22 protein-coding genes and 2 pseudogenes are annotated in these 23,370 nt (G+C 69.6%); 8 read left to right on the top strand and 16 right to left on the bottom strand.

Annotation, left to right across the window (positions count from 1 at the left end; translation table 11 throughout):
• Window positions 1-223 precede the first annotated feature (223 nt).
• Both ACQPXS_RS44820 and ACQPXS_RS44815 read left to right on the top strand, forming a co-directional pair.
• Window positions 224-766, top strand: a complete 543-nt coding sequence (locus ACQPXS_RS44820) for a hypothetical protein (RefSeq protein ID WP_433455199.1) — start codon at window positions 224-226, stop codon at window positions 764-766.
• Window positions 767-1,219: 453 nt separating this feature from the next.
• Window positions 1,220-2,851 (top strand): IS200/IS605 family accessory protein TnpB-related protein, encoded by a 1,632-nt coding sequence (locus tag ACQPXS_RS44815; RefSeq protein ID WP_433455198.1) that lies wholly within the window; start codon window positions 1,220-1,222, stop codon window positions 2,849-2,851.
• A 60-nt stretch (window positions 2,852-2,911) separates the two neighbouring features.
• Here ACQPXS_RS44815 and ACQPXS_RS44810 read toward each other — a convergent pair whose 3' ends face one another.
• The 7 genes from ACQPXS_RS44810 to ACQPXS_RS44780 all read right to left on the bottom strand — a co-directional run bounded on the left by ACQPXS_RS44810 (window position 2,912) and on the right by ACQPXS_RS44780 (window position 12,426).
• Window positions 2,912-4,492, bottom strand: a complete 1,581-nt coding sequence (locus tag ACQPXS_RS44810) for an IS1182 family transposase (RefSeq protein WP_433455642.1) — start codon at window positions 4,490-4,492, stop codon at window positions 2,912-2,914.
• 79 nt (window positions 4,493-4,571) lie between these two features.
• On the bottom strand, window positions 4,572-6,800 hold the full coding sequence (locus ACQPXS_RS44805) for a TIM-barrel domain-containing protein (RefSeq protein ID WP_433455197.1): 2,229 nt from the start codon (window positions 6,798-6,800) through the stop codon (window positions 4,572-4,574).
• Window positions 6,797-7,909 carry a glycoside hydrolase family 15 protein gene (locus ACQPXS_RS44800; protein WP_433455196.1) on the bottom strand — a complete coding sequence of 371 codons (1,113 nt, stop codon included), beginning with the start codon at window positions 7,907-7,909 and terminating at the stop codon, window positions 6,797-6,799. Before ACQPXS_RS44800 ends, ACQPXS_RS44805 begins: the two co-directional genes overlap by 4 nt.
• 111 nt (window positions 7,910-8,020) lie before the next feature.
• Window positions 8,021-9,289, bottom strand: a complete 1,269-nt coding sequence (locus tag ACQPXS_RS44795; protein WP_433455195.1) for an ABC transporter substrate-binding protein — start codon at window positions 9,287-9,289, stop codon at window positions 8,021-8,023.
• A gap of 77 nt (window positions 9,290-9,366) precedes the next feature.
• Complete coding sequence (locus ACQPXS_RS44790) at window positions 9,367-10,281, bottom strand: carbohydrate ABC transporter permease (protein ID WP_433455194.1); 915 nt, start codon at window positions 10,279-10,281, stop codon at window positions 9,367-9,369.
• Window positions 10,274-11,206, bottom strand: coding sequence for a carbohydrate ABC transporter permease (locus tag ACQPXS_RS44785; protein ID WP_433455193.1), 933 nt, complete (start codon window positions 11,204-11,206; stop codon window positions 10,274-10,276). Before ACQPXS_RS44785 ends, ACQPXS_RS44790 begins: the two co-directional genes overlap by 8 nt.
• Complete coding sequence (locus tag ACQPXS_RS44780) at window positions 11,203-12,426, bottom strand: ROK family transcriptional regulator (RefSeq protein WP_433455192.1); 1,224 nt, start codon at window positions 12,424-12,426, stop codon at window positions 11,203-11,205. Before ACQPXS_RS44780 ends, ACQPXS_RS44785 begins: the two co-directional genes overlap by 4 nt.
• 1,115 nt (window positions 12,427-13,541) lie before the next feature.
• On the opposite strand from ACQPXS_RS44780, the gene ACQPXS_RS44775 reads away from it, so the two are divergent.
• From ACQPXS_RS44775 to ACQPXS_RS44760, 4 genes are all read left to right on the top strand, one after another.
• Window positions 13,542-13,718, top strand: a complete 177-nt coding sequence (locus ACQPXS_RS44775) for a hypothetical protein (protein WP_433456291.1) — start codon at window positions 13,542-13,544, stop codon at window positions 13,716-13,718.
• A 185-nt stretch (window positions 13,719-13,903) separates the two neighbouring features.
• A complete protein-coding gene (locus tag ACQPXS_RS44770; RefSeq protein WP_433456289.1) occupies window positions 13,904-14,200 on the top strand; it encodes a hypothetical protein in 297 nt (98 codons plus the stop codon).
• A 15-nt stretch (window positions 14,201-14,215) separates the two neighbouring features.
• Entirely contained in the window at window positions 14,216-14,935 is a 720-nt protein-coding gene (locus ACQPXS_RS44765; protein WP_433455191.1) for a helix-turn-helix domain-containing protein, read from the top strand.
• A gap of 95 nt (window positions 14,936-15,030) precedes the next feature.
• The gene (locus ACQPXS_RS44760) at window positions 15,031-15,585 is read left to right on the top strand and encodes a dihydrofolate reductase family protein (protein ID WP_433455190.1); all 555 of its coding nucleotides are present in this window, start codon (window positions 15,031-15,033) and stop codon (window positions 15,583-15,585) included.
• Here the strand turns inward: ACQPXS_RS44760 and ACQPXS_RS44755 are convergent.
• From ACQPXS_RS44755 to ACQPXS_RS44740, 4 genes and pseudogenes are all read right to left on the bottom strand, one after another.
• Complete coding sequence (locus ACQPXS_RS44755; protein WP_433455189.1) at window positions 15,567-15,965, bottom strand: Tn3 family transposase; 399 nt, start codon at window positions 15,963-15,965, stop codon at window positions 15,567-15,569. The two genes, ACQPXS_RS44760 and ACQPXS_RS44755, sit on opposite strands and share 19 nt — an antisense overlap.
• Window positions 15,966-16,033: 68 nt before the next feature.
• The gene (locus tag ACQPXS_RS44750) at window positions 16,034-16,429 is read right to left on the bottom strand and encodes a hypothetical protein (protein ID WP_433455188.1); all 396 of its coding nucleotides are present in this window, start codon (window positions 16,427-16,429) and stop codon (window positions 16,034-16,036) included.
• Between the two features lie 330 nt (window positions 16,430-16,759).
• Window positions 16,760-17,404 (bottom strand): annotated as a pseudogene (locus ACQPXS_RS44745) (carbonic anhydrase).
• A 218-nt stretch (window positions 17,405-17,622) separates the two neighbouring features.
• A complete protein-coding gene (locus ACQPXS_RS44740) occupies window positions 17,623-17,967 on the bottom strand; it encodes a MerR family transcriptional regulator (RefSeq protein WP_365335114.1) in 345 nt (114 codons plus the stop codon).
• Between the two features lie 1,065 nt (window positions 17,968-19,032).
• Here ACQPXS_RS44740 and ACQPXS_RS44735 point away from each other — a divergent pair.
• A complete protein-coding gene (locus ACQPXS_RS44735) occupies window positions 19,033-19,497 on the top strand; it encodes a DinB family protein (protein WP_433455187.1) in 465 nt (154 codons plus the stop codon).
• 293 nt (window positions 19,498-19,790) lie between these two features.
• Here the strand turns inward: ACQPXS_RS44735 and ACQPXS_RS44730 are convergent, their stop codons facing one another.
• From ACQPXS_RS44730 to ACQPXS_RS44720, 3 genes and pseudogenes are all read right to left on the bottom strand, one after another.
• Entirely contained in the window at window positions 19,791-20,396 is a 606-nt protein-coding gene (locus ACQPXS_RS44730; RefSeq protein ID WP_433456231.1) for a nucleotidyl transferase AbiEii/AbiGii toxin family protein, read from the bottom strand.
• Window positions 20,397-20,430: 34 nt separating this feature from the next.
• A pseudogene (locus ACQPXS_RS44725) lies at window positions 20,431-20,793 on the bottom strand (hypothetical protein).
• A 247-nt stretch (window positions 20,794-21,040) separates the two neighbouring features.
• On the bottom strand, window positions 21,041-21,586 hold the full coding sequence (locus tag ACQPXS_RS44720) for a hypothetical protein (protein WP_433455186.1): 546 nt from the start codon (window positions 21,584-21,586) through the stop codon (window positions 21,041-21,043).
• Window positions 21,587-22,237: 651 nt separating this feature from the next.
• On the opposite strand from ACQPXS_RS44720, the gene ACQPXS_RS44715 reads away from it, so the two are divergent.
• Window positions 22,238-22,408 carry a hydrophobic protein gene (locus ACQPXS_RS44715; protein WP_356314963.1) on the top strand — a complete coding sequence of 57 codons (171 nt, stop codon included), beginning with the start codon at window positions 22,238-22,240 and terminating at the stop codon, window positions 22,406-22,408.
• Window positions 22,409-22,531: 123 nt separating this feature from the next.
• Here the strand turns inward: ACQPXS_RS44715 and ACQPXS_RS44710 are convergent, their stop codons facing one another.
• The gene (locus tag ACQPXS_RS44710; protein ID WP_433455185.1) at window positions 22,532-22,735 is read right to left on the bottom strand and encodes a hypothetical protein; all 204 of its coding nucleotides are present in this window, start codon (window positions 22,733-22,735) and stop codon (window positions 22,532-22,534) included.
• Window positions 22,732-23,040 carry a transposase gene (locus ACQPXS_RS44705; RefSeq protein WP_433455184.1) on the bottom strand — a complete coding sequence of 103 codons (309 nt, stop codon included), beginning with the start codon at window positions 23,038-23,040 and terminating at the stop codon, window positions 22,732-22,734. Before ACQPXS_RS44705 ends, ACQPXS_RS44710 begins: the two co-directional genes overlap by 4 nt.
• Window positions 23,041-23,370 lie beyond the last annotated feature (330 nt).

The following is a 23,370-nucleotide window of genomic DNA, read 5'->3' as shown; positions in this document are numbered from 1 at the left end:
GACTCTCGGTGAAATGCGTCGACGGTGTCCCCATAGCCACCACCTTGCCTCCGTGACTCCGATGTTCCTCTCCGCGGTTTCCATCCGCGACTCTTCCGTTCCCCTCGGCCCGGAGCGTCGGCAGGACCGGCTTGGCGACACTCGGCATGTGCAATGAAGGAGGACAGTCACGACTGCCGGTGATCGGCTTTTGACGTTGTCGGGTTCCGATCGCACTGGCCGCGTGCATCGGGGCTTCGACGGCACGGCCCGCGACGTCGATGAAGAGCGTTCCCGGCCCGGCGCCCCGGCGGTCGGAGGCACGCCGCGTCGCCGCATCCGGGAGTACAGCGGTGTCATTGCTGGCGAGGGCGGATGGGCGCTGTTCTCCCTGCGAGCTGTTTTCAGAGGATTCGACATAGGCGGGTGGCCGGTGGCCGAAGGTGATTGGCCACCGAGTAGCCAGAAGGAGTCGGGCGGGGTGCTGCTTGAGTGCACGGGGCTCGACTCGCGGGCGGTTGCCGCGGTGCTGCTGGCCGTGGCCGCACTGGCCTACAACGACTGGCTCTTGCAGTTCTTCCTGCCCACCGGGCTGGCTCAGCGCGACTCCTACGTCAGCGAGCTGTTTGCCGCCGACCAGCCCTACCGGGCTCTGTTCGCCACGATCGAGGCGGCCTGTGGGCTGCTGATCGCCGCCGCCCCTGGCACGCTGCATCTCCCCTTCGGCGCTGCGGGCGCGTGTGGGCTCCGGCCCTGCTTGGTTTCAGCCAGCACCGCGCGGTCATGAGGCTCGGCGGAAGGGCGCGGTAGCGGCGGGGCCGACCGTGTGAGGGCCGAACTTGGCCCGGATGTGGTCCATGGCGGCTCCAGCGAGGAGCCGGGACTCCCGTGTGGCGTTCAGGCTGATTTGCAGAGATCTGGTACTCGTCCGTCCTGAAGGCGTCCGCCGTACCCCGGTCGGCGGCTCGTCGGGACCGGATACGCAAAGGCACAGGGTCGCCTCCTCGAGGATGCCCAGGAGGTCCTGTTCCAGAAGAGCCGACCTGCGTGAGGCGGCTCGGCTCTTTGCTCGGAGGATTGGGAGCTGTTCGGTTTCGGATGTGAAGGAGTGTGTGTGAGTGTGCACGAGCATGTACTGGTTCGTGGTGGTGCAGCGCGCACGGCCCATGGTGGGCACTGTCAGTGCCGGCCGGTAGCGTTCTTCCTGTTGCTGATCACGTGGGGGGAGGGGGGCAGATCGATGGGTGGTGAGTCGCTGCGTACGATCGCTGCCCCCTTCGTGGCCGTCGGCCCGTCCGGCGTGGCGATCCGCACCCGCCTCAAGGCCCTCACGCCGGTCGATGACACGGTGTTACGTCTGGTCGGCGCGCATCTGGGGTCGCTGGCCTCGAAGGATCTCAAACGCCGGTGCGCCGACGGCCTGGAGCACTCCGCGGATACGTGGGCGGGGCGCAAGCGGGCCCTGACCGACACGTCGTCCTCGCGGTGGGCCGGTTCGATCACGAAGGCCACCCACGATCAGTGGGCGCTGTCCCGGCGTGCCCAGCTCGCGCACATCCACAGCCTTGAGGCCGGCATCAAGACGATCGCCCACCGGTTGTCGGTGCCTGTGGGCGAGAAGGGCACGAAGCGGGCGCCTGGCGGATACCGGACCCGGCAGGAGTGGTTCCACAAGAGGCGGCGGCTGCGTCTGCTGGAGGATCGGCTGGAGCGGGAGCGGGCCGATCACGAGGTGGGGCGGGTGCGGGTGGTGCGGGGCGGTAAACGCCTGCTCCAGACCCGACACCACCTCGAGGCGGCGCAGCTCACCAGGCACGCATGGCGACAGCGCTGGGAGGCTGAGCGCTGGTTCCTGCGGGCGGACGGCGAATCGGGCAAGCGGTTCGGCAATGAGACGATCCGCGTCACGCCCGACGGCGAAGTGTCACTGAAGCTGCCTGCTCCGCTTGCGCACCTGGCGAACGCCCCGCACGGCCGGTACGTCCTCGCCTCAACCGCGGTCTTCCACCACCGGCGCGACGAGTGGGCCGACCGCATCACCACGAACCGGGCCGTGGCCTACCGTATCCACTACGACGTGCAGCGTGGGCGCTGGTACCTGACCGCGTCGTGGATGATTCCGCCGGTCACCACCGTGCCGCTGTCCCAGGCCCGCGCAGGCGGTCTGATCGGTGTCGACACGAACGCCGACCACCTGGCCGCCTGGCGGCTGGACGCCCACGGCAATCCGGTCGGCGGGCCCCGCCGGTTCTTCTACGACCTGTCCGGCACCGCGGACCATCGGGATGCCCAGGTACGGCATGCGCTGATCCGGCTCCTGCACTGGGCGACACGCCACGGTCTGTCGATCGCGATCGAAGACCTCGACTTCGGCACGGAGAAAACCCGGGAGAAACACGGCCGCCGGAAGCGGTTCAGGCGGTTGATCTCCGGCATGCCGCTATCCAAGCTGCGGGCCCGGCTCGTCAGCATGGCGGCCGTGCTCGGCGTCACCGTCATCGCGGTGGACCCGGCCTACACCAGCAGGTGGGGCGCCCAGTACTGGCAGAAACCCCTCACCCACACGACCAGGAAGACCAGCCGTCACGATGCCGCGGGCATCGCGATCGGCAGGCGCGCCCTGGGGCACCGCATCCGGCGACGGACGGCACCGCCCCCACACGACCAGAGCGATCGTGCGGGGCATCGGACCGCCCAGGCCGGACACGGCACCCGAGGGCGTGAGGGAACCCGCCCCCGCATCCCCGGACCACGGACACGATCCGTGTCGCCGGACGCGGCGCGAACGCGGGAGACCAGTGCATCCACCACCGTTCGGGATGCGCCAGTTGACCAGGTTTGGGTACAAGACTCACTCCTGCTCACTGACTAGAAGGCTCATGAAGATCTTGGTTGGGGGGTGTCCGGCCGTAGGCCGGGCAGCCCCTGTTCGCTATGCGGTGGCCGGGGCGAGTTGCCAGCTGCCGCCGGTGTGGGTGAGTCCGAGGTTGACCAGTCGCCGGAGGTTGAGGGCGGCGGCTCGGGTGTGGAGCCAGGTGTTGTTGACGATGGCTCCGCGGTAGCGCAGGCGGCGGTTGCCGTGCTGGACGAGCCAGGCGACGGCTCGTTCGACCGGTGGTCGCCAGCGCCGGTAGTCGGCTTGCCATTCGGGATCGGTGGTGGCTTGGTGGCGGGCTGCGGCCTGGAGGTCGTGGTGGGGGCGGATGGTCAGGATGCGGCCGGCCTTGGCCTTGGTGCACCGCTCACGCAGCGGGCATCCGGTGCACAGGTCCTTGAAGGCGGCCTTGCGCTGGTGGTGCTGTCCGCCGGGGTCCGACAGGGGGACCGTGTGCCCGGCGGGGCAGGTCACGAGGGCGGCGGTGGTGTTGATGGCGAAGTCGTCCAGAGTGAAGCCGCCGGGGACGGCGGGCCGTAGCGGGGCGGGCTTGAAGAACAGCCGGTGCCCCGCCTGGCGGAGGGCTTGGCGCGTGTCGCCGGCGGAGTAGGCGGTGTCACCGAAGGCGTCCACCGGGCTCTCCTCGTCGGCCAGCAGGTCCAGGCCGACGGTGGCCTCGTGGTGCTCGGCTCCGGCGCCGGGCCGCAGAGCCACGGCGGTGTATAAGCCGGTCTCGGGCTCGATGGCCAGGTGGGCTTTGTATCCGTCCTGCTGGTGGGTTCGGGTCTTGTGGATGTGCCGGGACTCAGGGTCGACGGTGGAGACCATCCGGTCCGGCGCGGTCCCCTGGGTGATGCGCCAGCGTCCGTCGCGGCCGTCGGAGTCCTCGGCGGGCTCGACATCCTGCCCGGCGACCAGGGCCAGCAGGCCGACCGCGTTGGCCGCTTTCTCGCCCAGTTCCTGCTCGGGCAGGTGGCCCAGCAGCCTGAGTGCGTCGGTGACCAGAGCGTCGACGAGGGCGGCGCGGGCCTGTTCGTCGTTCCAGGCGATACGGGGCTTGCCGGGATCGGTGTAGTCATGCGCAGTGCACTGGACCGCGGCCACCTCGCCGGCCCCGGGGACCTCGCGGATCACCGCACGGACGGCGGCGATGAGCTGAGTGACGGTGTCCTGGGTGGCGACCGCGTCGTCCAGCACGGTGGAGTCCAGCGCCCGCCGCTGCTTGCCCTTGAGGACACCGGTGGCCTTCACGACCTCGCGCACGGCTTCGAACACGCGGTTCGGCCGAACCGAGCGGGAAAGGCGGCGGCGGAAGTAGGCCAGCAGCGACGCATCGAACGCCATGTCGTGCAGACCCAGCCCGCAGGCGGCCTTCCACCGCAGGTCACACCGCAGTTCCTGGACCGTCTCGAAGTCCGACAGCCCGTGCAGGGCCTGCAGCGTGACCGCCGCGGCCAGGATCTGCGGCGGCATGCTCGGCCGCCCGTTCGCCGACGGGTACATGTCCGCGAACATCTCAGCCGGAAACAGCGCGCCACGGTGCTCGGCCAGGAACGCGAACACACTCCCGGCCGGGATCAACTCCCGGCACGTCTCCCACACATCCGGCCCGACCGTCTCCCCGGCCCATTCCCCCATCACCACGAAACGAGTCTGGCCCCGCCGCTCACGCGGCGGGGCCAGAACCCCAAGATCTTCATGAGCCTTCTAGGAACGGTCAGGTGCCGGTGGAGAAGAGTGGTTCGAGGTCGGCCCACCGGTCGGCGGTCGCGAAGACGGGGATGATGTCCAGGGGGGTGGCGCGCTGAACGACCTTTGCGCCGGTGTGCTTGTGACCGCTCCAGACGTCGACCCACTCGCCGTGGGGCAGATACACCGTGCGGTCGGCGGCGCCCGGTTGGGTGACCGGGGCGACCAGCAGCGCGGAGCCGAGCCGGAACTGATCGGGGAAGTCCCAGATGCGTTCGTCCTGGGCGTCGTCGAAGAACAGTGCGCGCATGAGCGGCTTGCCTTGTGCAAGGCCGGTGCGGGTCTCCTGTGCCAGGTAGGGGACCAGGCGCTCGCGCAGGTGGGCGTATCTGCGGGAGATCTCCAGGACGCGGGGGTCGCCGGAGCGGTCGGCGATGTTCCACGGGGTGCGGTCGCGCAGCGGCAGCCGGTGGTGGTTGTACTCCGAGTGGTATTGCATGATCGGCATGAAGCAGGATGCCGCCATGGCGCGCAGATACAGTTCGGCGTCCGGGACGTCGCCGGAGAAGCCCGCGATGTCCCAGCCCCAGTAGACGATGCCGCAGGCCGAGGCGGTGATGCCGGCGGTGAGGGAGTGCCGGTAGGCGTCCCAGGTGGAGTCCTCGTCGCCGGCCCAGAAGGCGCCTGCGTTCTGCGAGCCGGTGAACCCGGCGCGGCTGAAGGTGACCGGGGCCTTGCCGCTCTCGCGGAGCAATTCGCGGTAGGCGGAGGGGTATTCGACGGTGAACAGGTTGTTGGTCTGTGCGCCGGTGGTGCCGTCGGCGTAGCGCAGGTCCTCGCCCCAGGCGTGTTCGCCGCCGTCCGTCTTGAAGCCGTCGATGCCGACCTCGTCGACCAGGTAGCGGCGCTTGGAGGTCCACCACTGGCGTGCTTGGGGGTTGGTGAGGTCGGGCAGGAGGGCTTGGGGGAACCACCAGCCGCGGTTGCGGTAGGGGCGCTTGCCGTCCTCCTCCATGACGGTGTACCCGTGGTCGATCATCGCGCGGGCGTCTGCGGCGGCCTGGCCGCGGGGGGCGGGACGCATCTTCATCAGCGGGATCTGCCAGAGCAGTACCTTGATGTCGCGCTGGTGCAGTTCGTCGACCAGGCCCTTGGGGTCGGGCCAGGCGCCGTCGGGGGGGAAGGTGAAGTCGGTCAGGCGGTGGGGGGCGCCGTCCTCGTTGACGGTGTACTGGGCGTCGCGGAAGACGGTGAAGGTCGCCTCGTCGCTCCATGCTTCGATGACCAGCACGCCGACGGGGATGTCTTCGTCGCGGTGGCGGTCCATCTCGGCCAGCACGCGCTGCTGTGTGTTCCATTCGTTGCCGCTGGCCCACAGGCGGAAGACCCAATCGGGCAGTTCTTCGGGGCGGCCGGCTTCGTCGAGGAAGGCGGACAGCAGTTCATGGGGGGCGCCGTGGAAGCAGACCGTCTCGAGTGAGCCGTCGGGCGGGGTCTGTGCCTCGATCCACAGCAGGTCCGGATCGCTTGCGCCGATGTCGTACCAGGTGCGGCGGGAGGTACGCAGGTGAAAGGCCCAGCTGTCACCGCCCAGCACCATCGCGAAGGGCATCGGCAGGTAGGTGCGGGGGGTGAAGCCCTGTCCCTTGTACTGCTCGAAGACCTGGGCGTCCAGGGTGCGTCCGCGCTGGTCGACGGCGTTGTAGCGTTCGCCGAAGCCGACCACGTGCTCGCCGGGTGCCAGCCGTAGTGCGAAGCGGATGCGCAGCACCGTGCCGTCGGCGGCCACCAGGCTGGAGAGGGAGTCCTCGACCAGGCGGCCGGCGTGCTGGGTGGCCTGCAGTCGTGCGGCCCCCTTGTGCCATGCGGCCGGGGCGACGGTGTGCCAAGAGGTTCGGCGGATGCGGCCGTCTTGGTGGCGGGCGACAAAGCGGTAGCGGGCGCTTGTGCCTTCGGCGAGCGGGGCGGGGCGTACCACCCAGCGGTGGCGTCGGTCGCGGCCGCCCGCGGCTGCGGCGGCGAGGTGGCTGTCGGTGTTGCCGCCGCTGTCGCTGGTGGCTTCGGTGGCGTCTTCGATGGCCGCGGTCAGTTCGGTGATGCCGTCGCCGCTGTCCCACTCGCACACCACGGCCTGGATGGCGTAGCCGGTGGAGGCGCGGATCTCGAAGGGCTCGTCGGCCAGGGGGGTCACGGGCACACGCTGGTCGTCGGTGGGCTGGTAGGCGTGGCCCGAGCCGTTGGGGCGGTGGCGGATCATGCGGAGACTTCCAGTTCGTGGGCGAGGATCAGGTACATGGCGTGGGACCACAGCAGCGGGGTGGCATTCGGTCCCCAGCGCTGCTGCCACCTGGGCAGGTGTTCGGGTGCCAGGAGGGTTGCGCCGGCGGCCTGTTCGGGCAGTAGGTCGTCGGCGGTGGCGTGGGAGGCGATCCACTCCAGCTCGCGGCGGGCGTCGTCGGTGCGGCCGATGCGGGCGTAGTGCCAGCCGAGGAGGCCGGCCAGGACGGGCCACTGCCCGCCGCCGTAGAAGACGTCCCCCAGGTAGCGGTGGACGCCGCCTTCCGGCTCGAGCAGGTCGTGCTCGATCGCGGCGAGGGTTGCCTGGGCGATGGGCCCGGCCGGGTCCACGGAGGCGAACGGTGTCAGGCAAGCCAGCAGGCTCGCGTCCACCGCCGAGCTGCCCAGCCATTTCGCGAGATGGCCCTCGTGCAGGCCGCGTTCGCGTACGAGGGCATCGATCTGCGCGACCGTGGGTGCGCACAGTCCGGTGTCGTCGAGGCCGGCCGCCTCGATGGCCTTAAGGCCGCCGCGCAGGGCGCCGAGGGTGGCTCCGTGCCGGTGTTCCTTGGACTCCTCCCACCAGTCGTAGCAGGGCAGGTCCCAGGTCGCGGCGAGATAGCCGACGGTGAGGCGGATCGCCTCGTGGTAGGGGGCCGCATCGCCGCCGTGCCGGCGCAGATGCTCGCTCAGTGCCCACAGCCAGGTGCCGTAGCCGTCGGTCTGGAAGTCCCACCAGCCGACGTCGCCGGTGTCCTGGCCGTCCAGGGTGTAGCGGGTGGGCAGTAGGTCGGCCTCGGCGGGCTGTCGGCCTGCGGCTTTCGCCGCGACGATCCGCTCGATGCGGTCGGCGCGATCGGTGACCACCTTGGCGCACCAGTGGTGGAAGGCGTCGGCGGAGTCGGCGGCGCCTGCGCGGGAGGCGGCCTCGGCGATGAACGAACCGTCGCGGAACCAGGAGTAGCGGTAGACCGGGTAGCTCGGGCAGGCCGGGTAGGCCCCGGAGGGCGCCTGGTTGGCGGTGATCACCTCCAGGCTGCGGCGGGCCAGGCGCGCGTGGCCGGGCGACTGCGTCGTGGGGGTGGACAAGGCGTGTCTCCTGTGTGGGTGGTGCGGGGTGGGAAGGAGCAGCGGTACCCGGTGTGGCCGGGGGTTCGGGCGCCCGCGGGGCGGTCAGGTCTCCCGCGGACGCCCGAGGCCTCACTTCAGCAGTGCGGTGACCTGCCGGGCTGCCTGGGACAACGACTTGGCGACATCGGTGCGGTCGGCGGCGGCATCGGCGAGGGCGTTGTTGACGATGTCCTGCATCTGCTGCTGCTTGGCGATGACCGGCGCCGTGGCCTGCTGCTTGAGGGAGTCGAAGACGGCCTGGCGGTTGGCGGGCTTGCCTGCGTGGAGGTAGCCGGCGACCTTGGCTGTGTCGGCCAGCGGCGGGAGCTCCCAGGAGGAGTCGACGCGGGTTTTGGCGGTGGTGTCGGAGGCGGTCAGGTAGGCCAGCCACTTGAAATCGGCGTCGGCGTGATCGGTGGTCTTGGAGATGCCGACGGAGTTCTGGAAGACCGCGCTGGCCTTGTGGGTGTCACCGGGTTCGACGGCCACGTCCCAGTCGAAGGGCACGTTCTGCAGGGCGCTGAACTGCCAGTTGCCGTTGTGCCACATGGCGAGCTTGCCGGCCTTGAACAGGTTGGTGTCGTAGTCGGGGGTGTTCGCGCTCTTCGCCACATCGGGCATGGTCGTCTTGTTCTTGCTGATCAGCCATTTCGCGGCGGCGATGCCTTGGGGGCCATCGAAGGTCGCCTTGGTGCCGTCGGCGGACAGGAAGGAGCCGCCCGCCTGGTCGAGGGCCTTGGAGAACTCGTTGAAGGTGATGGGCTGGAAATCGCCCCACACCCCCTTGCCCGCGTCGGTCAGCTTGCGTGCGGCGGCCTGCTCGTCCTTCCAGGTCCAGCCGGCGGTGGGAGTGGCGACGCCGGCCTTGGCGAAGAGTGTCTTGTTGTAGATGAGGACCACGGTGGAGAAGGACTCCGGCAGCGCGTACTGGGTGCCCTTGTACTGGGCGGCCTTCAGGTTGGCCGGGGCGTAGGCCGAGGAGTGGTAGGCCGGGTCCTTGGCGGCGGGCTGGGCCAGGTCCAACAGGGCACCGGAGGAGGCGTAGGTGGCCAGGCTCTGCTGGTCCAGTTCGAAGGTGTCCGGCGCGGTGCCGCCGGAGATCGCGGTCTGCAGCGTGGTGGCGTAATTCGCGTAGGGCACGGACTGCACCTGGACCTTGATGGTCGGGTTGTCCTTCTCGAACGCCGCGACGATGGCATCGAGGTCCTTGGCGTGGTCGGCGCCGGCGGAGAAGGTCATGTAGCGGACGGTGGTCACACGGTCGGAGGAGGCCGATCTGGTCGCGGAGCCTTGGGCGCAGGCGGTGGTCAGGGCCAGTGCCGCGATGCCGGCGGCGAGGGCGATCCGGGGAGTGTGCATGACGGTCTCCTGGGGTGGCGGGGGATGCGAGGGCATGGAGGGAGTGAAAGGGGCGACGAGGCAGGGTGGGGCCAGGGCTACTTCAGGCCCGACTGGGCGACGCTCTGCACCACGTGCTTCTGGGCGAAGAGGTAGAGGATCATGATCGGGAGGGTGCCGAGGGCGGAGCCGGCCATGGTGACGTTCCACTGGGTGCTGAACTGGCCTTGGAGGTGGGCCAGTGCCAGTGGGAGGGTCATGAACTCCGGTGATCGGATGATGACCAGCGGCCATAGGAAGCTGTTCCAGCTGGCCATGAAGGCGAAGACGGAGAAGGTCGCCAGCGCGGGCCGCACCAGCGGCAGCACTACCGAGACGAAGATCCGCAGGTGGCCGGCGCCGTCGAGGCGGGCCGCCTCGTCCAGTTCCCGGGGCACGCCGTCCATCGCCTGCCTCAGCAGGAAGACTCCGAAGCCGGAAGCGAGGGTCGGGGCGAGGACGGCGGCGTAGGTGTCGACCAGGTGCAGTGTCTTCATCTCCGCGAACAGCGGGACGATGAGGACCTGCAGCGGGATCATCATGGTGGCCAGGTAGCAGCCGAATACCAGGCCCCGGCCGCGAAAGCGCAGCCGGGAGAACGCGTAGGCGGCCATGGAGCTGGTGATCAGCTGGATGGCGGTCGAGGTCAAAGCCAGCCACAGGCTGTTGACGGCGACCCGGGTGAAGGGCACCGCGTGAAAGAGACTGCGGTAGCCGTCCCCGCTGACGGTGGTGGGCAGCAGGGAGGGGGCGGTGATTCCGCTGCCGTTGGGCTGCAGCGAGGTGATCAGCACCCACAGGAACGGGAAGAGCGTCCCGGCCGCTCCCAGGACCACCAGGGTGGTCAGGGATGCTGCCCGCAGGCGCCGACGGCCCGCGGGCCGACCGCGGACTGCGGTGCGCAGCTGAGAAACGGCAGAGGACTCGGGGCTGGCCGCGGGGGGCCGGGCGGGTGTCCGGGTCAGTTCAGGCATGGGTCACCCACCGTCGCTGGATGCGGGTCATGACGACGGTGACCACCATGATCACCGCGAACAGCAGCCAGGACAGGGCCGAGCCGGCACCGACCTGCCCGTACCGGAAGGACAGGTCGTAGACCTCCTCGACGACGGGCCGCGAGGACCCGGCGGGGCCGCCGCCGGTCATCACGAAGACCTGGTCGAATACTTGGAAGCCGTTGATGAGCGAGATGAGGACGACGAAGTAGGTGGACGGCGACAGCAGCGGGCGTGTGATGCGCCAAAACCGCTGCCAGGCGCCTGCTCCGTCGATCGTGGCCGCCTCGTACAGCTCCTGCGGGATGGCCTGCAGTCCGGCCAGCATGATGACCATGACGAACCCGAGGTCCTTCCACGCCGAGGCGAGGATCACCGACGGCAGCGCCCATGTCGGGGACGCCCACCAGTCGGGGGTTGGCAGGCCCACGGTCGCCAGGGCACGGTTGAGCAGTCCCCCGTCGGGGCTGAGAATCCACTTCCACGTCAGCGAGACCATCACCCAGCTGGTGACGACCGGCAGGAAGTAGATCGACCGCAGGATGCTGCGCCCCCGCATGCGGCGGTTGAGGGCGAGCGCCAGGGCCAGGCCGCCCACGTACACCAGCGGCAGATAGCCGACGATGAAGTACACGGTGTGCCGGAACGCGGCGCGGGTGTCGCCATCGCCCAGCAAGTGCGTGTAGTTGGCCAGGCCCACCCAGCGCATCGGGGAGATCAGGTCCCAGGAATGCAGGCTGATCCACAGCGAGGAGAGCATCGGGCCGGCGGTGAACAGCAGGAGCGGAATCGCGCTCGGCGCCAGGAAGAACGCCACCGCGGCGCGGTTGCGCCACTTGCGCCGTCGTATCGCGGCCAAGGCCGGTGGGCGGCCGGCACGCGCAGACAGGGGGTTGATCGTCATGTCGCACTCCGGCTGCCCGCGCCGTCGCCGAGCCCGTGGATACGGCGACGGGGGGCGACGCTGCCGACCCCTCCGTCCAACGACGCGGCGAGGACCAGGGCAGCAGCTCCCTGCGCCCAGATGGTGTCCGTATACGGCTCGACAGTGATCGCCGGCTCCTGATCCCGGCGGCGTCCGTGGCGTTGCAGGGCTGCTCTCACGCCCGGCTCCCACCAGCGCCAGGAGCGGGTCCCCTCCCCCATGACCACGATCTCCTCCGGGTCCAGCACGGTGGTCAGGCCGGCCAGCTGGCGGCCCAGGATCTCCCCCGCCTCCCGCAGGATGGCGCGTGCCCGCTCGGCTCGGTCACCGGCTGCGTCCGCAAGGTCGGCGAGATCATCCGGTGTGGCGTCCTCGCCGACCAGGCCGGCCGTGCGGGCGGTGCGCACCAGGGCGGCATCACCGATCAGGGCTTCCAGGCACCCGTGTTTCCCGCACGTGCACAGCGGACCGTCCGAGGCGACCGGAACGTGACCGAACTCCCCGGCGCCTCCGTGGGCGCCGCGGTAGACATGGCCACCGGCGACGATGGCCAAGCCGACGCCACGGCCGATGGTGACCACCAAAAAGTCATTCAGGGTACGGCCCCGCCCGTACAGGCGCTCCCCGCTGCCCAACGCGTTGACATCGTTCTCCACCAAAACGGCGAGCCCCAAAGCCGCGCCGAGCATGGTGCCCAGCGGCACATGCCGCCAGTTCAGCATCGCGGCGTCCACGACGCCGCTGTCCGGACGGTCGACGCTGCCGGGGACCCCCACCCCGATCCCCAGCAGGGCAGGCAGATCCTCGCGGGGCTTGGTGAACGGGCGCAGCAACTCCACGATCGCGGGCACCGCCTCGAGCGCCGTGGCGTCGAAGGGGATCGTCACGGTGTCGGTGACCTGCCCGTCCAAGCGCATGTCGACCAGCGCGACGTGGTCGGCGGCCACCTTGACGCCCAGGGCCCGGCCGGCATCGCCGACCAAGCCGACCAGCCGAGCGCGCCGGCCCCCGCGGGAGGGCTCTTGACGGTCGAGCTCCTCGATCACTCCTTGCGCCAGCAGACGCCGGGTCACCTGGGTCAGCGTCGCCGGACTCATCCCCAGCTCGCGGGCCAGCGCGGCCCGCGACATAGGCCCGGCCCGGCCCAGCAGGGCCAGCACAGCCGTACTGGAGAGGTCCTCACCCGCCAACCTGTTCATTCGCGTTCTTTCTTTAGTCACTTAAGAAACTGGCGGAACGAACGCTAGGACGGGCATCCCACCGCGTCAACCCCCCATTTCCACGACGTTTCCGGCGCCACCACCGCCCCACACGACGCCGCCTGCGCCACGGCCGGACCGGCTCGCACCCGATCTGTGCGTGCAGCCGGCACTCACGGCAGGTTCGAGGGCGTCCGCGGCCCTGGCGGCGTGCGGCGGATCAAGCCCGGTCAACCGCCCTCGCGCCCGGCGATCCGCCGACCCCGCCGTCGACGGCGACGGCCCGCAGCGAGCCGGCCGCTCCGGCCCGCCGCACTCGAGGGACGGCTACGCCCGCGACACGTTCGCCATCCGGCCCACTCAGGGACGACGACCGCACCACCCGCCGGGACGTCCTGCCCCACGACGGCAAGAACCCCCAGAACAACCCCGGCGCCAGCCGTCACCGCATCGCCGGCCACGCCATCCATGCAGCGGGCCGCTTGGGACACCAGGCGGCGGCTGCCGCGATGGCGGCCGTTGCCGAACATCGGTGCCGGCGGCGGCCGGCCCTCGGGGGCCCGTCAAACGAACGGCCCTGCCTCACTGTCGGTGCAGACCAGCGCCGTGAGGACTCGTTTGCATGCGTGTAAGGATGTCAACTAGCTGGCGCAGACGGCGTTTTCACGGCAGTCCCCGCTGGCCATCGAGGAGGTGGCCGAGGAGGGTGAGCGGATCGCGGTGCGGGCACGGACTGGGCAGGGCACCGCGGTCTGCCCGGTGTGCGGACACATCGTCAGGCCGCATGCACGGCAGCCACCTGCGGTCGGTGGCCGACGCGCCGGTAGGCGGGCGCCAGGGGGTCCGCGTGCGGGTGCGGTATCTGGCGTGTCTCACGCGCGGTTGCCGGCACACCTTCCGCGAGCAGGTACCCGGGGTTCTGGGGCCGGGACCAGCGCCATATGCCCCACCCGTCCAGGCAAGTCAACGCTGTGGTCGAGGAGTTGGCGGGCCGGGCCGGGAGCACGGTTGCTGACAGCACTCACGGTGGGCCTGTCCCCCGCACACGGCGCTGCGGGCCCTGTCGCGCATCCCGTTGCCCACCGGAGCGTATCCGACGCCAGGTGGTGGGCCAGATGCTGGACTACGCCGCGAACGGAGCACGTTACTGGCCTGCAGCGCTGCTCCAGCGTTCCTTCGAGGAGACCTGCGCCGCGGACGGACGGCCGGTGGACGAGGCCTACGGGGAGTTCCTCGGCGACCGCTCCCGCCAGGAGTTCTGGACGATGGTCGAGGAACGGCTGACCGCTTGACCAGGCCGGGGTTGATGCCGAGCTTGAAGCCGCCGGGCAGCGGCTTGCCGTCCCGAAGGGGCAGGAGGTCCAGCGGGCTGCCGTCGGCTGCGTAGACGAGGCAGTCGGACAGGATCCGCGACCGGGTACTGCCCGGTGAGCTGCAACGCAGCCTGTTCCCGCAGCACACCGCAGAGCAGTCGGCCGTGGAGGTCGCCTACCGCTACCTGCCCGCAGAGGCCCAGGCTGGCGTGGGCGGCGACTGGTATGACGTCATCCCGCTGTCCGGAGCCCGCGTCGCCCGCGCTGCGGCTTGCCGCGGGGCCGACTCGGATCTGGTGGTGAACAAGGCTGGGCTCGATGTAGTTGGGCTTCCACATGCGCCCTGGGGCATCAGGCCGCAGGGCGCGTTCGTGCTGGGCCGCGCGGATCTTCCCGCGCATCTCGCACGAAGCTTCGGCCGTCCGCGCGACGTGACACACTGGCGGCTCAGGCGGCGGTGAACGGGGGCGATCCGGTTGGGTCTGGAGATCGAGAGTCGGCCGTCGGAGTTGCCGTACATCGAGAGGGTATGGCGCAGCCGCAGTATCGAGGTTGACCGGATGACGTCGATCGCGGCGTCGCACTGGGAGCTTGTCTTCTGGGAGCACGACGGCCAGGTGCAGGCGGTCGTGCTGGGCCCGGAGCCCAAGGCCTGTCTGGCTCCCGTTCCCAAGGACGCCAGGTTCTTCGGTATCAGCTTCGCTCTCGGCACCTCGATGCCTCACGTGCCGATCAGCCGGCTTGTGGGTGGTAGCGCGGAGATACCCGACGTGACTCGGCGCTCCGTGTGGCTGAAGGGTTCCGCCTGGCACGTGCCCGATTACGACAATGCGGAGGCGTTCGTACGGCGCATGGTGCGTGAGGGCATCGTGGACTGCGACCCGATCGTGCCCGCGGTGCTTGGCGGCGCGGCCCCCGATGTCTCCGAGCGAACCCTCCAGCGGCGTTTCGTCGCGGCAACGGGCCTCACGCGGGGGGCCATCCGGCAGATCCACCGTGTCCGCGAGGCGGCGGTACTGATCCAGGAAGGGGCGCCGGCGCAGGACGTCGTGCACCGGCTGGGCTATTTCGACCAGCCGCACCTGGCGCGGTCCTTGACACGGTTCATCGGCCGAACCGCCACTCAGCTGAGTGCTCCGGACAGGGCGGAGCCGCTGTCGCTTCTGTACAAGCCCTCTTCCCCGGTGCCCGCATAGTCTTCCTGACGTAGCCGACGGGGTCGGCCCGCCTGGGCCGGGGCGCTATTCGGCCGGGACTGGGTAGAGGACCCCGAACTCATCACGGAGGAATCATGCGCAAGGTCGTTTCGGGTCTGTTCGTCTCGCTCGACGGTGTCGCCCAGTCGCCGAACGAGTGGCAGTTCGCTTTCGACGAGGAGATGGGCGCGGCGCTGGGACAGACGCTGGAGACGGCCGACACGATTCTGCTGGGCCGCGTGACCTTCACCGAGTGGGCCGGGTACTGGCCGACGGTGACCGACGGCGAGGACGCCGGCTTCGCCAAATGGATCAATGACTCGTCCAAGTACGTCGTCTCCTCCACGCTCGACAGCGTGGACGACTGGGCGAACAGCACGCTCATCAACGGCGATCTGACGGCCGCGATCGAAGAGCTCAAGGCGGGAGAGGGCAAGGACATCACCGTCGCGGGCAGCCCCACGCTGGTGCGTTCGCTTCTGGAGCAGGACCTGCTGGACGAACTGGTACTGCTGATCCACCCGGTGGTGGCCGGCGAGGGCCGCAAGAAGCTGTTCGCCGACGACGCCACCCTGAAGAAGCTGGAGCTGGTCAGCGCTCAGCCGACCAGCAGCGGAGTGATCATCGCGACCTACCGTCCGACGCGCTGATCACTGCTCGACCCGGGCCGGGTACATGGACGGGCAGGAGATCGAGCCGCTTGTCCATGTCGAAGCGGAACGTGCCCTAAGGGTTTGATGTTGGACCAGAACAGCGCGGTCAGCCCGCGCCGGTCCTCAGCGGTGAGCCTCTTGGCCCACTTCGGCTCGGCCATGACCTGCTGGAGCAGCAGCGTGTTGACGTGCACCAGGGCGGACTGGAGCAGGTGCAGCGCGAGCATCGAGGTCTCGGCGTGCTCCTTGTCCGGGCCGGTGAGGGCGCCGTCCTTGCCATAGTGCAGGACGGTGTTCGCACTGCTGCAGTTCTCCACGACCTGGAGCCCGCCGTGGACCTCCCGGCGCGCAGGTCGGGGCTGGCGAGATAGCCGCACTCGAAGATCGTGCGCACGGCCCGGCCGAGTTCTTCCGGAGAGGCCGGTCTTGGGTAGCTGCGTGAGTGTCAGGGCGCAGGAGGGACGGCGCGGGCCAGGGGTTCCAGGTCTCCGTAGAGGGCAGCGTGGAGTGCGGCGGCGAGTTCGCGGGCTCGTTCATCGCTGCGCACGCCGTGCATCATGAAATAGACGGGTCCGGTGTAGGCGCCGAAATCGGCCTCGTGGTCATCGACCAGGCGAAGGATCGCCGCACGAATGGCATCGTTGACGGCATCGGTGACCGTGTGGTCGGAGCGGGCGGTGAGGGTGTCCGCCTTCACGGTCCACTGCTGGCGTGCGTCGGTTTCGATGGCGATGAACACGGCGTTGTGCGCCATGGCCGTGCGGTAGGCGTCGTGGAAGGCGTTGGTGCCGGTGGTGTCCGGGGTGAGGTGAGCGGGGCAGGGGACCGGCAGCGGCTGCACGAGTGCATTCTGCCCGCTGGTGACGTTGATTCGTGTCCGCGACGCGATGGCGGGTCACGGTGGGTGTCATCTTTTGCTTCGAACCAGCGGCTTTCGCCATTTCGCGGCCCCCGAGCCGACGCCGGTGCACAGTCAGGGGCCGCTGACACGCGAGTGCTGTGCCGCTTCCTTCAACGTCACCGCGCCGGGCGGGACACGCCGCCGTCAGCCGCGAGCGCCTCCCGCGGCCGTGGGAGGCGGCCGCCACCAGCACCGGGCCCTCCGGCACGCGCCCCGCCTTTTGCTTCTCCGACCGCGGCACGTCATCCTGAGCGGCCCCGGCCGGACCGGTCAGGATGCGGCGGGGACGGCCGCGTCGAGGCCGCGGGAGGCGACGAGCCGCGCACTGCCGTCGGCCAGGCAGTAGCACAGGCCCACCACGGCGGCCTGGCCGGCGGCGACCTTCTCGGCGAGTACCCGGGAGCGGTCCAGCAGCAGGTCGACCGGTGGGCCTTATGTGCTCGGCGAGGATCTCCTCGGGCTCGACTTTTCCGGCGGCCTACGCTGCCAGCACGCTGGGGGTCACCCGTTCGACGACGTCCCGGACGTATCCGGCCGGCGTCATGCCGTTCTCCAGGGCGGTGCAGTCTGCGCCGACCGCGCCGCAGGAATCGTGGCCGAGGACCACGACCAGCGGGCAGCCCAGGACGTCCACGCCGTACTCGATGCTGCCCAGCACCCCCGGGCCCATGACGTGTCCGGCGGTGCGGACCACGAACAGGTCGCCCAGGCCGCGGTCGAAGATGATCTCGGCGGCCAGCCGGGAGCCGGAGCAGCCGAACATCACGGCGAAGGGCTGCTGGGACGGTGCGATCTCGGCGCGGCGGGTGGCGTCCTGGTTGGGGTGATCGCGGGGGCGCCGGTGACGAAGCGCTGGTTGCCGGCCAGCAGCACGTCGAAGACTTCGGTGGGAGTGGGGGTCTTGATCTCGGTCATGGCCGCAGCCTACGGTCACGCCCCGGCCGTGGCGCTTGGTGGCGGGCTTCTTGGTGCTCGCTGCTTGGGCGTCACTGGCAGGCGCCGGGCGAGGCTGGCTTCGGGCCGGACCGTCTCAAGGTGTGACGGTCCAGCCTCGGGCTGAGCAGCTGGCCGGCGCGGACGTTGCCGATGTCCGGCAGCGACTTGAGCAGGCGGCCCGGGGCCGGCGGCCTGCTTCAGGCTGAGGTCTTCGACTGTGACTCGCTGCCCTGGGTGCGCAGTTGCTCGTTGATCCGCTTGGCTTCTTCCAGTTGGTCTTCGAGGATGACGATGCGGCAGGCGGACTCGATGGGGGTGCCCTGGTCGACGAGTTCGCGGGCGCGGGCGGCGATGCGCAGCTGATAGCGGGAGTAGCGGCGGTGGCCGCCTTCGGAGCGCAGGGGGGTGATCAGGCGGTGTTCGCCGAGGGCGCGCAGGAAGGCGGGGGTGGTGCCGAGCATCTCGGCGGCCCGGCCCATGGTGTAGGCGGGATAGTCGTCATCGTCGAGATTGTCGACGGGACGGGGACTGGCAGGGGGCATAAACCTCTTCTTCCAGGGGACGCGTCGGGGGGCCCGGGTGCCGTACCGGCACCCGGGCCCCGAGCTTTCAACACCATCTACCGGCACACCGTGCCGGCCCTCCTTGTCCGCAGCTTCCGCCTGGGGCGGGGCTGCGGGGATCGCGTATGCGTGACCGGGGACCACCTTCCAATCCGGGGCCTGCGGTACCCGGGCGGACTTCTTCCTCGCCCGGGCGATCCTGATGGCGTCCTGCTCCTTACCTTCGGTTACTCGGTTGTACTGCTGGATACCGCGGGTACTGCTCGCGGCTGCTGAGGGCCGCGTCCTGCTTGGCCTGCATGCCCGGCAGTTCATGTCTGCCGTGCCTCGTCGACCTCTTGAGTACAACAGAAACAGTAACCCTGGGACGAGGCAATGTCTACTGTGACCGCAAGAGATTTTACTCAGAGGTGATGCATGCAATTCTGCCGTAAGTACACCTGAAAGAGTGATGTACCTGGGTGAATCCCTGCTCGGCGGGCACACGCTGCACCCGGCGACACAGCCGATCCAGGGCGCGGTGGCAGCGCGTGACCGACACGCAGACGGCGCGCACGCAGGCCACCCGGGCACCTGTGGTTGGTGAGGGTGACAGCCCCGCCGGATTCGCTCATGCTCGTGACGTCGCCAGCGCCTTCGCCGAGGGTCTCGAACCGGCTCCGGCCGCGGGGGCGGCCCAGACCCTTGCCCTCGTGGTCGCCGAGCTCACCACCAACGCCCTGCGCCGCGGCGGCGACCGATACACCCTCGAACTCGTGGCCACCGCCGATTCGCTGAACGTCGCCGTCAGTGAAGGTGCCGCAGGAACGGCGTCGCCCCAGCCGCGCCCGATCCGAGGGGAAGCTGCGGGGAACAGGGGCCGGTCACGGCGCCACCACCGGACGCATGCCAAGGCAGACCCCCACACTCCGAAGGCTCCAGCCGAACCGCTGAGCGGCAGCCGGTCATCGGCGGCGCAGGCCGGCCACAGAGATCCGACTGCCGTGCGCCCCTCGCTGTCATGATGGTCCGGTGGACAACCGGGAGAGGACCGAACCTCCGAGGGTGGCCGATGAGCTCGCCACGCTGACCGGCTTCCTGCAGCGCCAGCGTGACACGCTGGCCATGGCATGTGCGGGGCTCACAGCCGAGCAGCTCAGGGAAAGGGCCGTGCGGCCCTCGGGCTTGTCGCTGCTCGGCCTCGTCCGGCACATGGCTGACGTCGAACGGACCTGGTTCCGGAACGTGTTCAACGGCGAGCACAGCGATGTGCACTGGCCCCGAAGCGACGGCGGCGCTTTCGCCGTCGACACCGCAGACCCGTTAGAGGCGTTCGCGATCTGGCACGAGGAGTGCGCCCGGTCCCGCGACATCGTGGATGCCGCCCAGTCCCCCGACGTCACCGGGCGGTACCGAGACGACGTCTTCTCTCTCCGCTACATCCTCACCCACATGATCGAGGAGTACGCGCGGCACAACGGCCACGCCGACCTCCTCCGCGCGCGCATCGACACAATCGCCGAACAGTAGTGGGGGCCCGGGGGCCGGTCCCCCGACGGGCCCCGGGTACGGCCAGGCACAGGCCGGTACCGTCGGCCTGGTGCGGCAGGCGCCGAGCGGGACCATGGCGCGGTCCCAGAGCCCCTCGTGGCCGGGCCGAAGCATCGCAGTACCGCCCTCGGGACATCCGCTCAGCGGGGAGTGCGGCGCCCGGTTCAATGCGTGCCGATATCGCGCGCACGAGCCAGTCAGGTATGGCGGCGCGGGAGACCGGCGAGGGCTGGCGCTCGCCGCCGCCCCCCGCTGAGAGCGCCGCCTCTTGGTCAGGTGTTCGCGTCGTGGAGCCGCGCCCCCAGGTCCTCCGCCCAGGCCAGCGCCCACGTCTCGAGCTCTTCGATCTGCCGGGGGGTGAGCCCGTACGCGGCGTAGTCCTCGTCCTCGTACCAGTCCGCACCGATGAGTCGATCACGCAGGTCTTCGGGGCTGAACTCGTCGGGGGCGCGGCGGCGGCCGAGGGATTCGAGGTCGGTGGTGGAGCGGTGGCGGGAGGCGGCCCGGACGTCGATGAGGTCGCGGACGGTGCCACGGTCGGCGAGGGCGCGGACCTTGGTACCGATCACGTCGTCGAGGGAGAGGACTGGGCCGCAGGGGGTCTGGGCGGGCGGGGCCCAGAATGCCTCTTTGAGGACGTCGACCTCGCACTCCTCGCCGGTGTCCGGATCGGTGACGAGGAACCGGCCGCTGAGTGGGTCGGTCTGGACATGTATGGTCCGCCACCGCGCGCGGTAAGGCCGGCGGTGAGGGCGGCGACGATCTCGTCCATCGGTGGCGACGTCGAGGTCCCGGCTTAAGCGTTCCACCAGGCCGTGAGCCTGCACGGCATATCCGCCGGTGAGGACCAGAGGATAGGGGGAGCCGAGGTCGAGGATGTCGGCGAGGAGACGCTCGTGGAGGGGGTGAGCTTCACGCGGCGGTCGCGTCGGCCGAAGCTGTGCGGGGCAGCTCGGGGAAGGCGTCTTGCCAGACCTCGCGGATGGAGGGGCTGACCAAGCGGCGCAGAACGGGCCACTGCTCGGCCAGCAGCCGGTGGTGAAGGAAGGCCGCCAGGTCCTCGCGCTGGCCCTCGGCGAGGACGGTCCGGTAGAGCGTCATGCGGGACTTCGGGCGGTCCAGGCTGTAGCTCGTCCGTCCGGACCAGACGATGTGGAGCGGCAGGTCGACTGTGCCCTAGACGGGGCCGGCCAGCTCCTGCAGGCGCTCGGGCAGCCGACTGCGGTAACGCTCCCCCAGCACCTCGGCGCGCGGGGCGGTGGTCGTCGCATCCATATCCCCAGTGTCGCTGGTGCAAGGCGGCGATATGGCAAATACCGCGCTCTCCTGCCGAGTGTGTGGATGGCGGCAGCCGCGTCCCCCGGATCTCACCCGCGGCCTCACCGTATCGTCACACACCCCCGGAGCCGCACCAGGGAGTACGGCACCAGCCGGCCACGAGCCGGCTTTTAAGAAGCCGGATCCGTGGGACCTGCGACAGCGACGGACGCTTGACGCGTAGCGGCGTGCGTTCTGATCGCGGTCACTCGGCTGCCGTGCGCAGCACCGCCTGGGCCTGGCGGATGCGCCACTCCTCCACGGTCTCCTGCTGTCGTCCGGCCCGCTCCAGCAGCTGGTCGAGCAGGGCCGGATCCAGCCGCTCATCGGTCGCACTGAGTTGGCGCAGGGTCTGCCAGCCGGCAGCCTTGCCCTCCACCCCCAGCCGCAGGGCCTCCAGTTCCAGCACCGTGCTCAGCGGCGAGCGGTGGATCAGGCGACCATTGCCCTTGAGCCGTCCCAGCTTCTCCCCGGCCCAGCCTGCGCAGACCTTGTAGCGGCGTACCGGAATCCCCAGATCTCGCATGATGCCCAGCAGCGTCGTCCTGTCCTGCACGATTTCCGCGGCGACAGGCCCGAGCGCTCGGCCGAGCGCGGACCCGCGAGCGGTACGCGCCAGGTAGGCGGCCCGCTGGGCGCCCACAGTGGCGCCAGCGAGGTGGTCGTTGAGGTAGATGCCGAGCAGCTTCGCCTCGGTGCGGTGCGCAGAGGGGCAAGGTCGAGACGCGCCCGAGACCGCTGGGGGATTCATCCGGAGTCTCCTTGTGCGAGCAGGATGTCGAACCGGGCAACCAGCATCCGTCCCGCCTTTGAGCCTGCTTCCTCGTTCCCGGCCACACCCGATAGGCCCAAGCATGCACACCGGCCGCCATAGAACCTCCCGCGACACGCGCGTACCTGCCTGCCGGGTAGGCCCGATCGTCTTCAGCAGGGGCGGCTGAGCGCCCCGCTCATTCCACGGAACCTGTCGCCAGGACCGGCCGCGCGCAGGCGGGCCGGAACACCGCCAGCAAACCGGTCACCGGCACGTAGGGATCCGGTGGCCTGTCCTGGCCGCGATCATCCTGATCCTCATCTACCTCTCAGTCTGAAAGCTGGTAGCGGTCGGCGAGCGTGTCGGCGACGGCTGAAAGTGGACCAGTAGCGACAACGGAAGCGACACCACGCTCACGACGATCCCGGCGGCTTGACGGCCGCCTGGAGTTGTTTCATCCCGTCCCGTCGATGACCAGAACGTCGTCTACGTGGGCATCTTCAGCTACGTGGGCATCTTCAGCTACGTGGGCATCTTCAGCGTCGCTCAACAACTCGCGGGTGCCCCAAGTCGCCCTGCATAAACAAGGCGCCACTGATGAGTGAAGAGGTGATCGCAGGGAAATCGGCGTTCAGGAGGTTGATATCTATGGTTCCACTGCTACTTGTTCTGCTTCTGGCGCTCATTCTGTTCGGCGCCGGTTTCGCCCTCAAGATCCTTTGGTGGGTCGCGGTCGCCGTTCTGGTGGTGTGGCTGCTCGGGTTCGTTATGCGTTCAACCTCGGCTGGCGGGGGCCGTGGCCGATGGTACCGATGGTGACCTGAGCGGCCTGCTCAGTCCGAGCTGGGGGCCCGACCGAATTATGGTCGGGCCCCCCAGGCATGTCAGCGGGCGGGGCGGAGTGGAGGGGGACGGGGTTGCCCGACAAACTCCCAACTGCGATCAGCCGAGCCCGAGCCTGCTGAGGGCGGTCGTGCAGTCGCTGACGATGGCCTGCTGGGCTGCGGTGTCGGCGTCCCGACGGTGCCGTTCGCACGGCTCGGTCTTGGCCTGGCGCCACCGGTAGTAGGTAGAGGAGGGAATGTTCAGTTCCCGGAGTACGGGCTCGACCCCCAGGTGCGGATGCTCGTCAATGAGCGCCGTCACCTGGGCCGGGTTGGGTCGAGCTGGGCCGCGAAAAACGCGGAGGCCGTCCGCAGTACTTCATTCGCCCGCTTGAGCTGGGCATTCTCCTTGCGAAGGGCGGCAAGCTCCTCACGCTCGGCGGTGGTGAGCATGTCGCCTCGCTCGCCGGCATCGGCCTCGGCCTGGCGAATCCAGTTACGCAGGGCCTCGTGATGCACGCCGAGTTCCTCGGCCATGCGGCGGATCACAGGCTTCGGCTCGGAAGCGCGGTACATCCGCACCGCACGCTCACGCAACTCCAGCGAGTACTTCCTCGGGGCAGGCATCGTCAGAGCTCCTCTCGTGAGCCCTATCTGACCTGCTGTCACCTCTCCCCGCATCTCGGGGGAACCTCAGCCCCGGACCGTCGCCGTGAAACCGCCTGTTCGCCATCAAGGACAGCTTGTCTTAAGCGAACACGGGCATCGCGAGAGGCGTACAGGCCGACAGATGCGGGACTACGTAACCGCGCGGATCCGCTCCAGCTCCTGCCCACACCGAAGCCCCGCCATCGTGGGTTCCAAGGCCCTCGATGCTCCAACTGAAGAACCGCGCCATCGGAGCCGGTGTACTCCGCACACGGCCGAGGCTAGGTATCGAGGCTCTCGCCGCTGTAG

This window comes from Streptomyces sp. CA-142005, assembly GCF_050942335.1.
Classification (GTDB): domain Bacteria; phylum Actinomycetota; class Actinomycetes; order Streptomycetales; family Streptomycetaceae; genus Streptomyces.
This window is presented reverse-complemented; position numbering and strand designations above follow the sequence as displayed.

Coding starts and splice junctions, on each gene's coding strand:
- ACQPXS_RS44815 (WP_433455198.1), top strand. CDS start 1,220: ATGGGTGGTGAGTCGCTGCGTACGATCGCTGCCCCCTTCGTGGCCGTC.
- ACQPXS_RS44810 (WP_433455642.1), bottom strand. CDS start 4,492: ATGGGGGAATGGGCCGGGGAGACGGTCGGGCCGGATGTGTGGGAGACG.
- ACQPXS_RS44805 (WP_433455197.1), bottom strand. CDS start 6,800: ATGATCCGCCACCGCCCCAACGGCTCGGGCCACGCCTACCAGCCCACC.
- ACQPXS_RS44795 (WP_433455195.1), bottom strand. CDS start 9,289: ATGCACACTCCCCGGATCGCCCTCGCCGCCGGCATCGCGGCACTGGCC.
- ACQPXS_RS44790 (WP_433455194.1), bottom strand. CDS start 10,281: ATGCCTGAACTGACCCGGACACCCGCCCGGCCCCCCGCGGCCAGCCCC.
- ACQPXS_RS44785 (WP_433455193.1), bottom strand. CDS start 11,206: ATGACGATCAACCCCCTGTCTGCGCGTGCCGGCCGCCCACCGGCCTTG.
- ACQPXS_RS44780 (WP_433455192.1), bottom strand. CDS start 12,426: ATGAACAGGTTGGCGGGTGAGGACCTCTCCAGTACGGCTGTGCTGGCC.
- ACQPXS_RS44775 (WP_433456291.1), top strand. CDS start 13,542: ATGCTGGACTACGCCGCGAACGGAGCACGTTACTGGCCTGCAGCGCTG.
- ACQPXS_RS44760 (WP_433455190.1), top strand. CDS start 15,031: ATGCGCAAGGTCGTTTCGGGTCTGTTCGTCTCGCTCGACGGTGTCGCC.
- ACQPXS_RS44740 (WP_365335114.1), bottom strand. CDS start 17,967: ATGCCCCCTGCCAGTCCCCGTCCCGTCGACAATCTCGACGATGACGAC.
- ACQPXS_RS44720 (WP_433455186.1), bottom strand. CDS start 21,586: ATGAATCCCCCAGCGGTCTCGGGCGCGTCTCGACCTTGCCCCTCTGCG.
- ACQPXS_RS44715 (WP_356314963.1), top strand. CDS start 22,238: ATGGTTCCACTGCTACTTGTTCTGCTTCTGGCGCTCATTCTGTTCGGC.
- ACQPXS_RS44705 (WP_433455184.1), bottom strand. CDS start 23,040: ATGCCTGCCCCGAGGAAGTACTCGCTGGAGTTGCGTGAGCGTGCGGTG.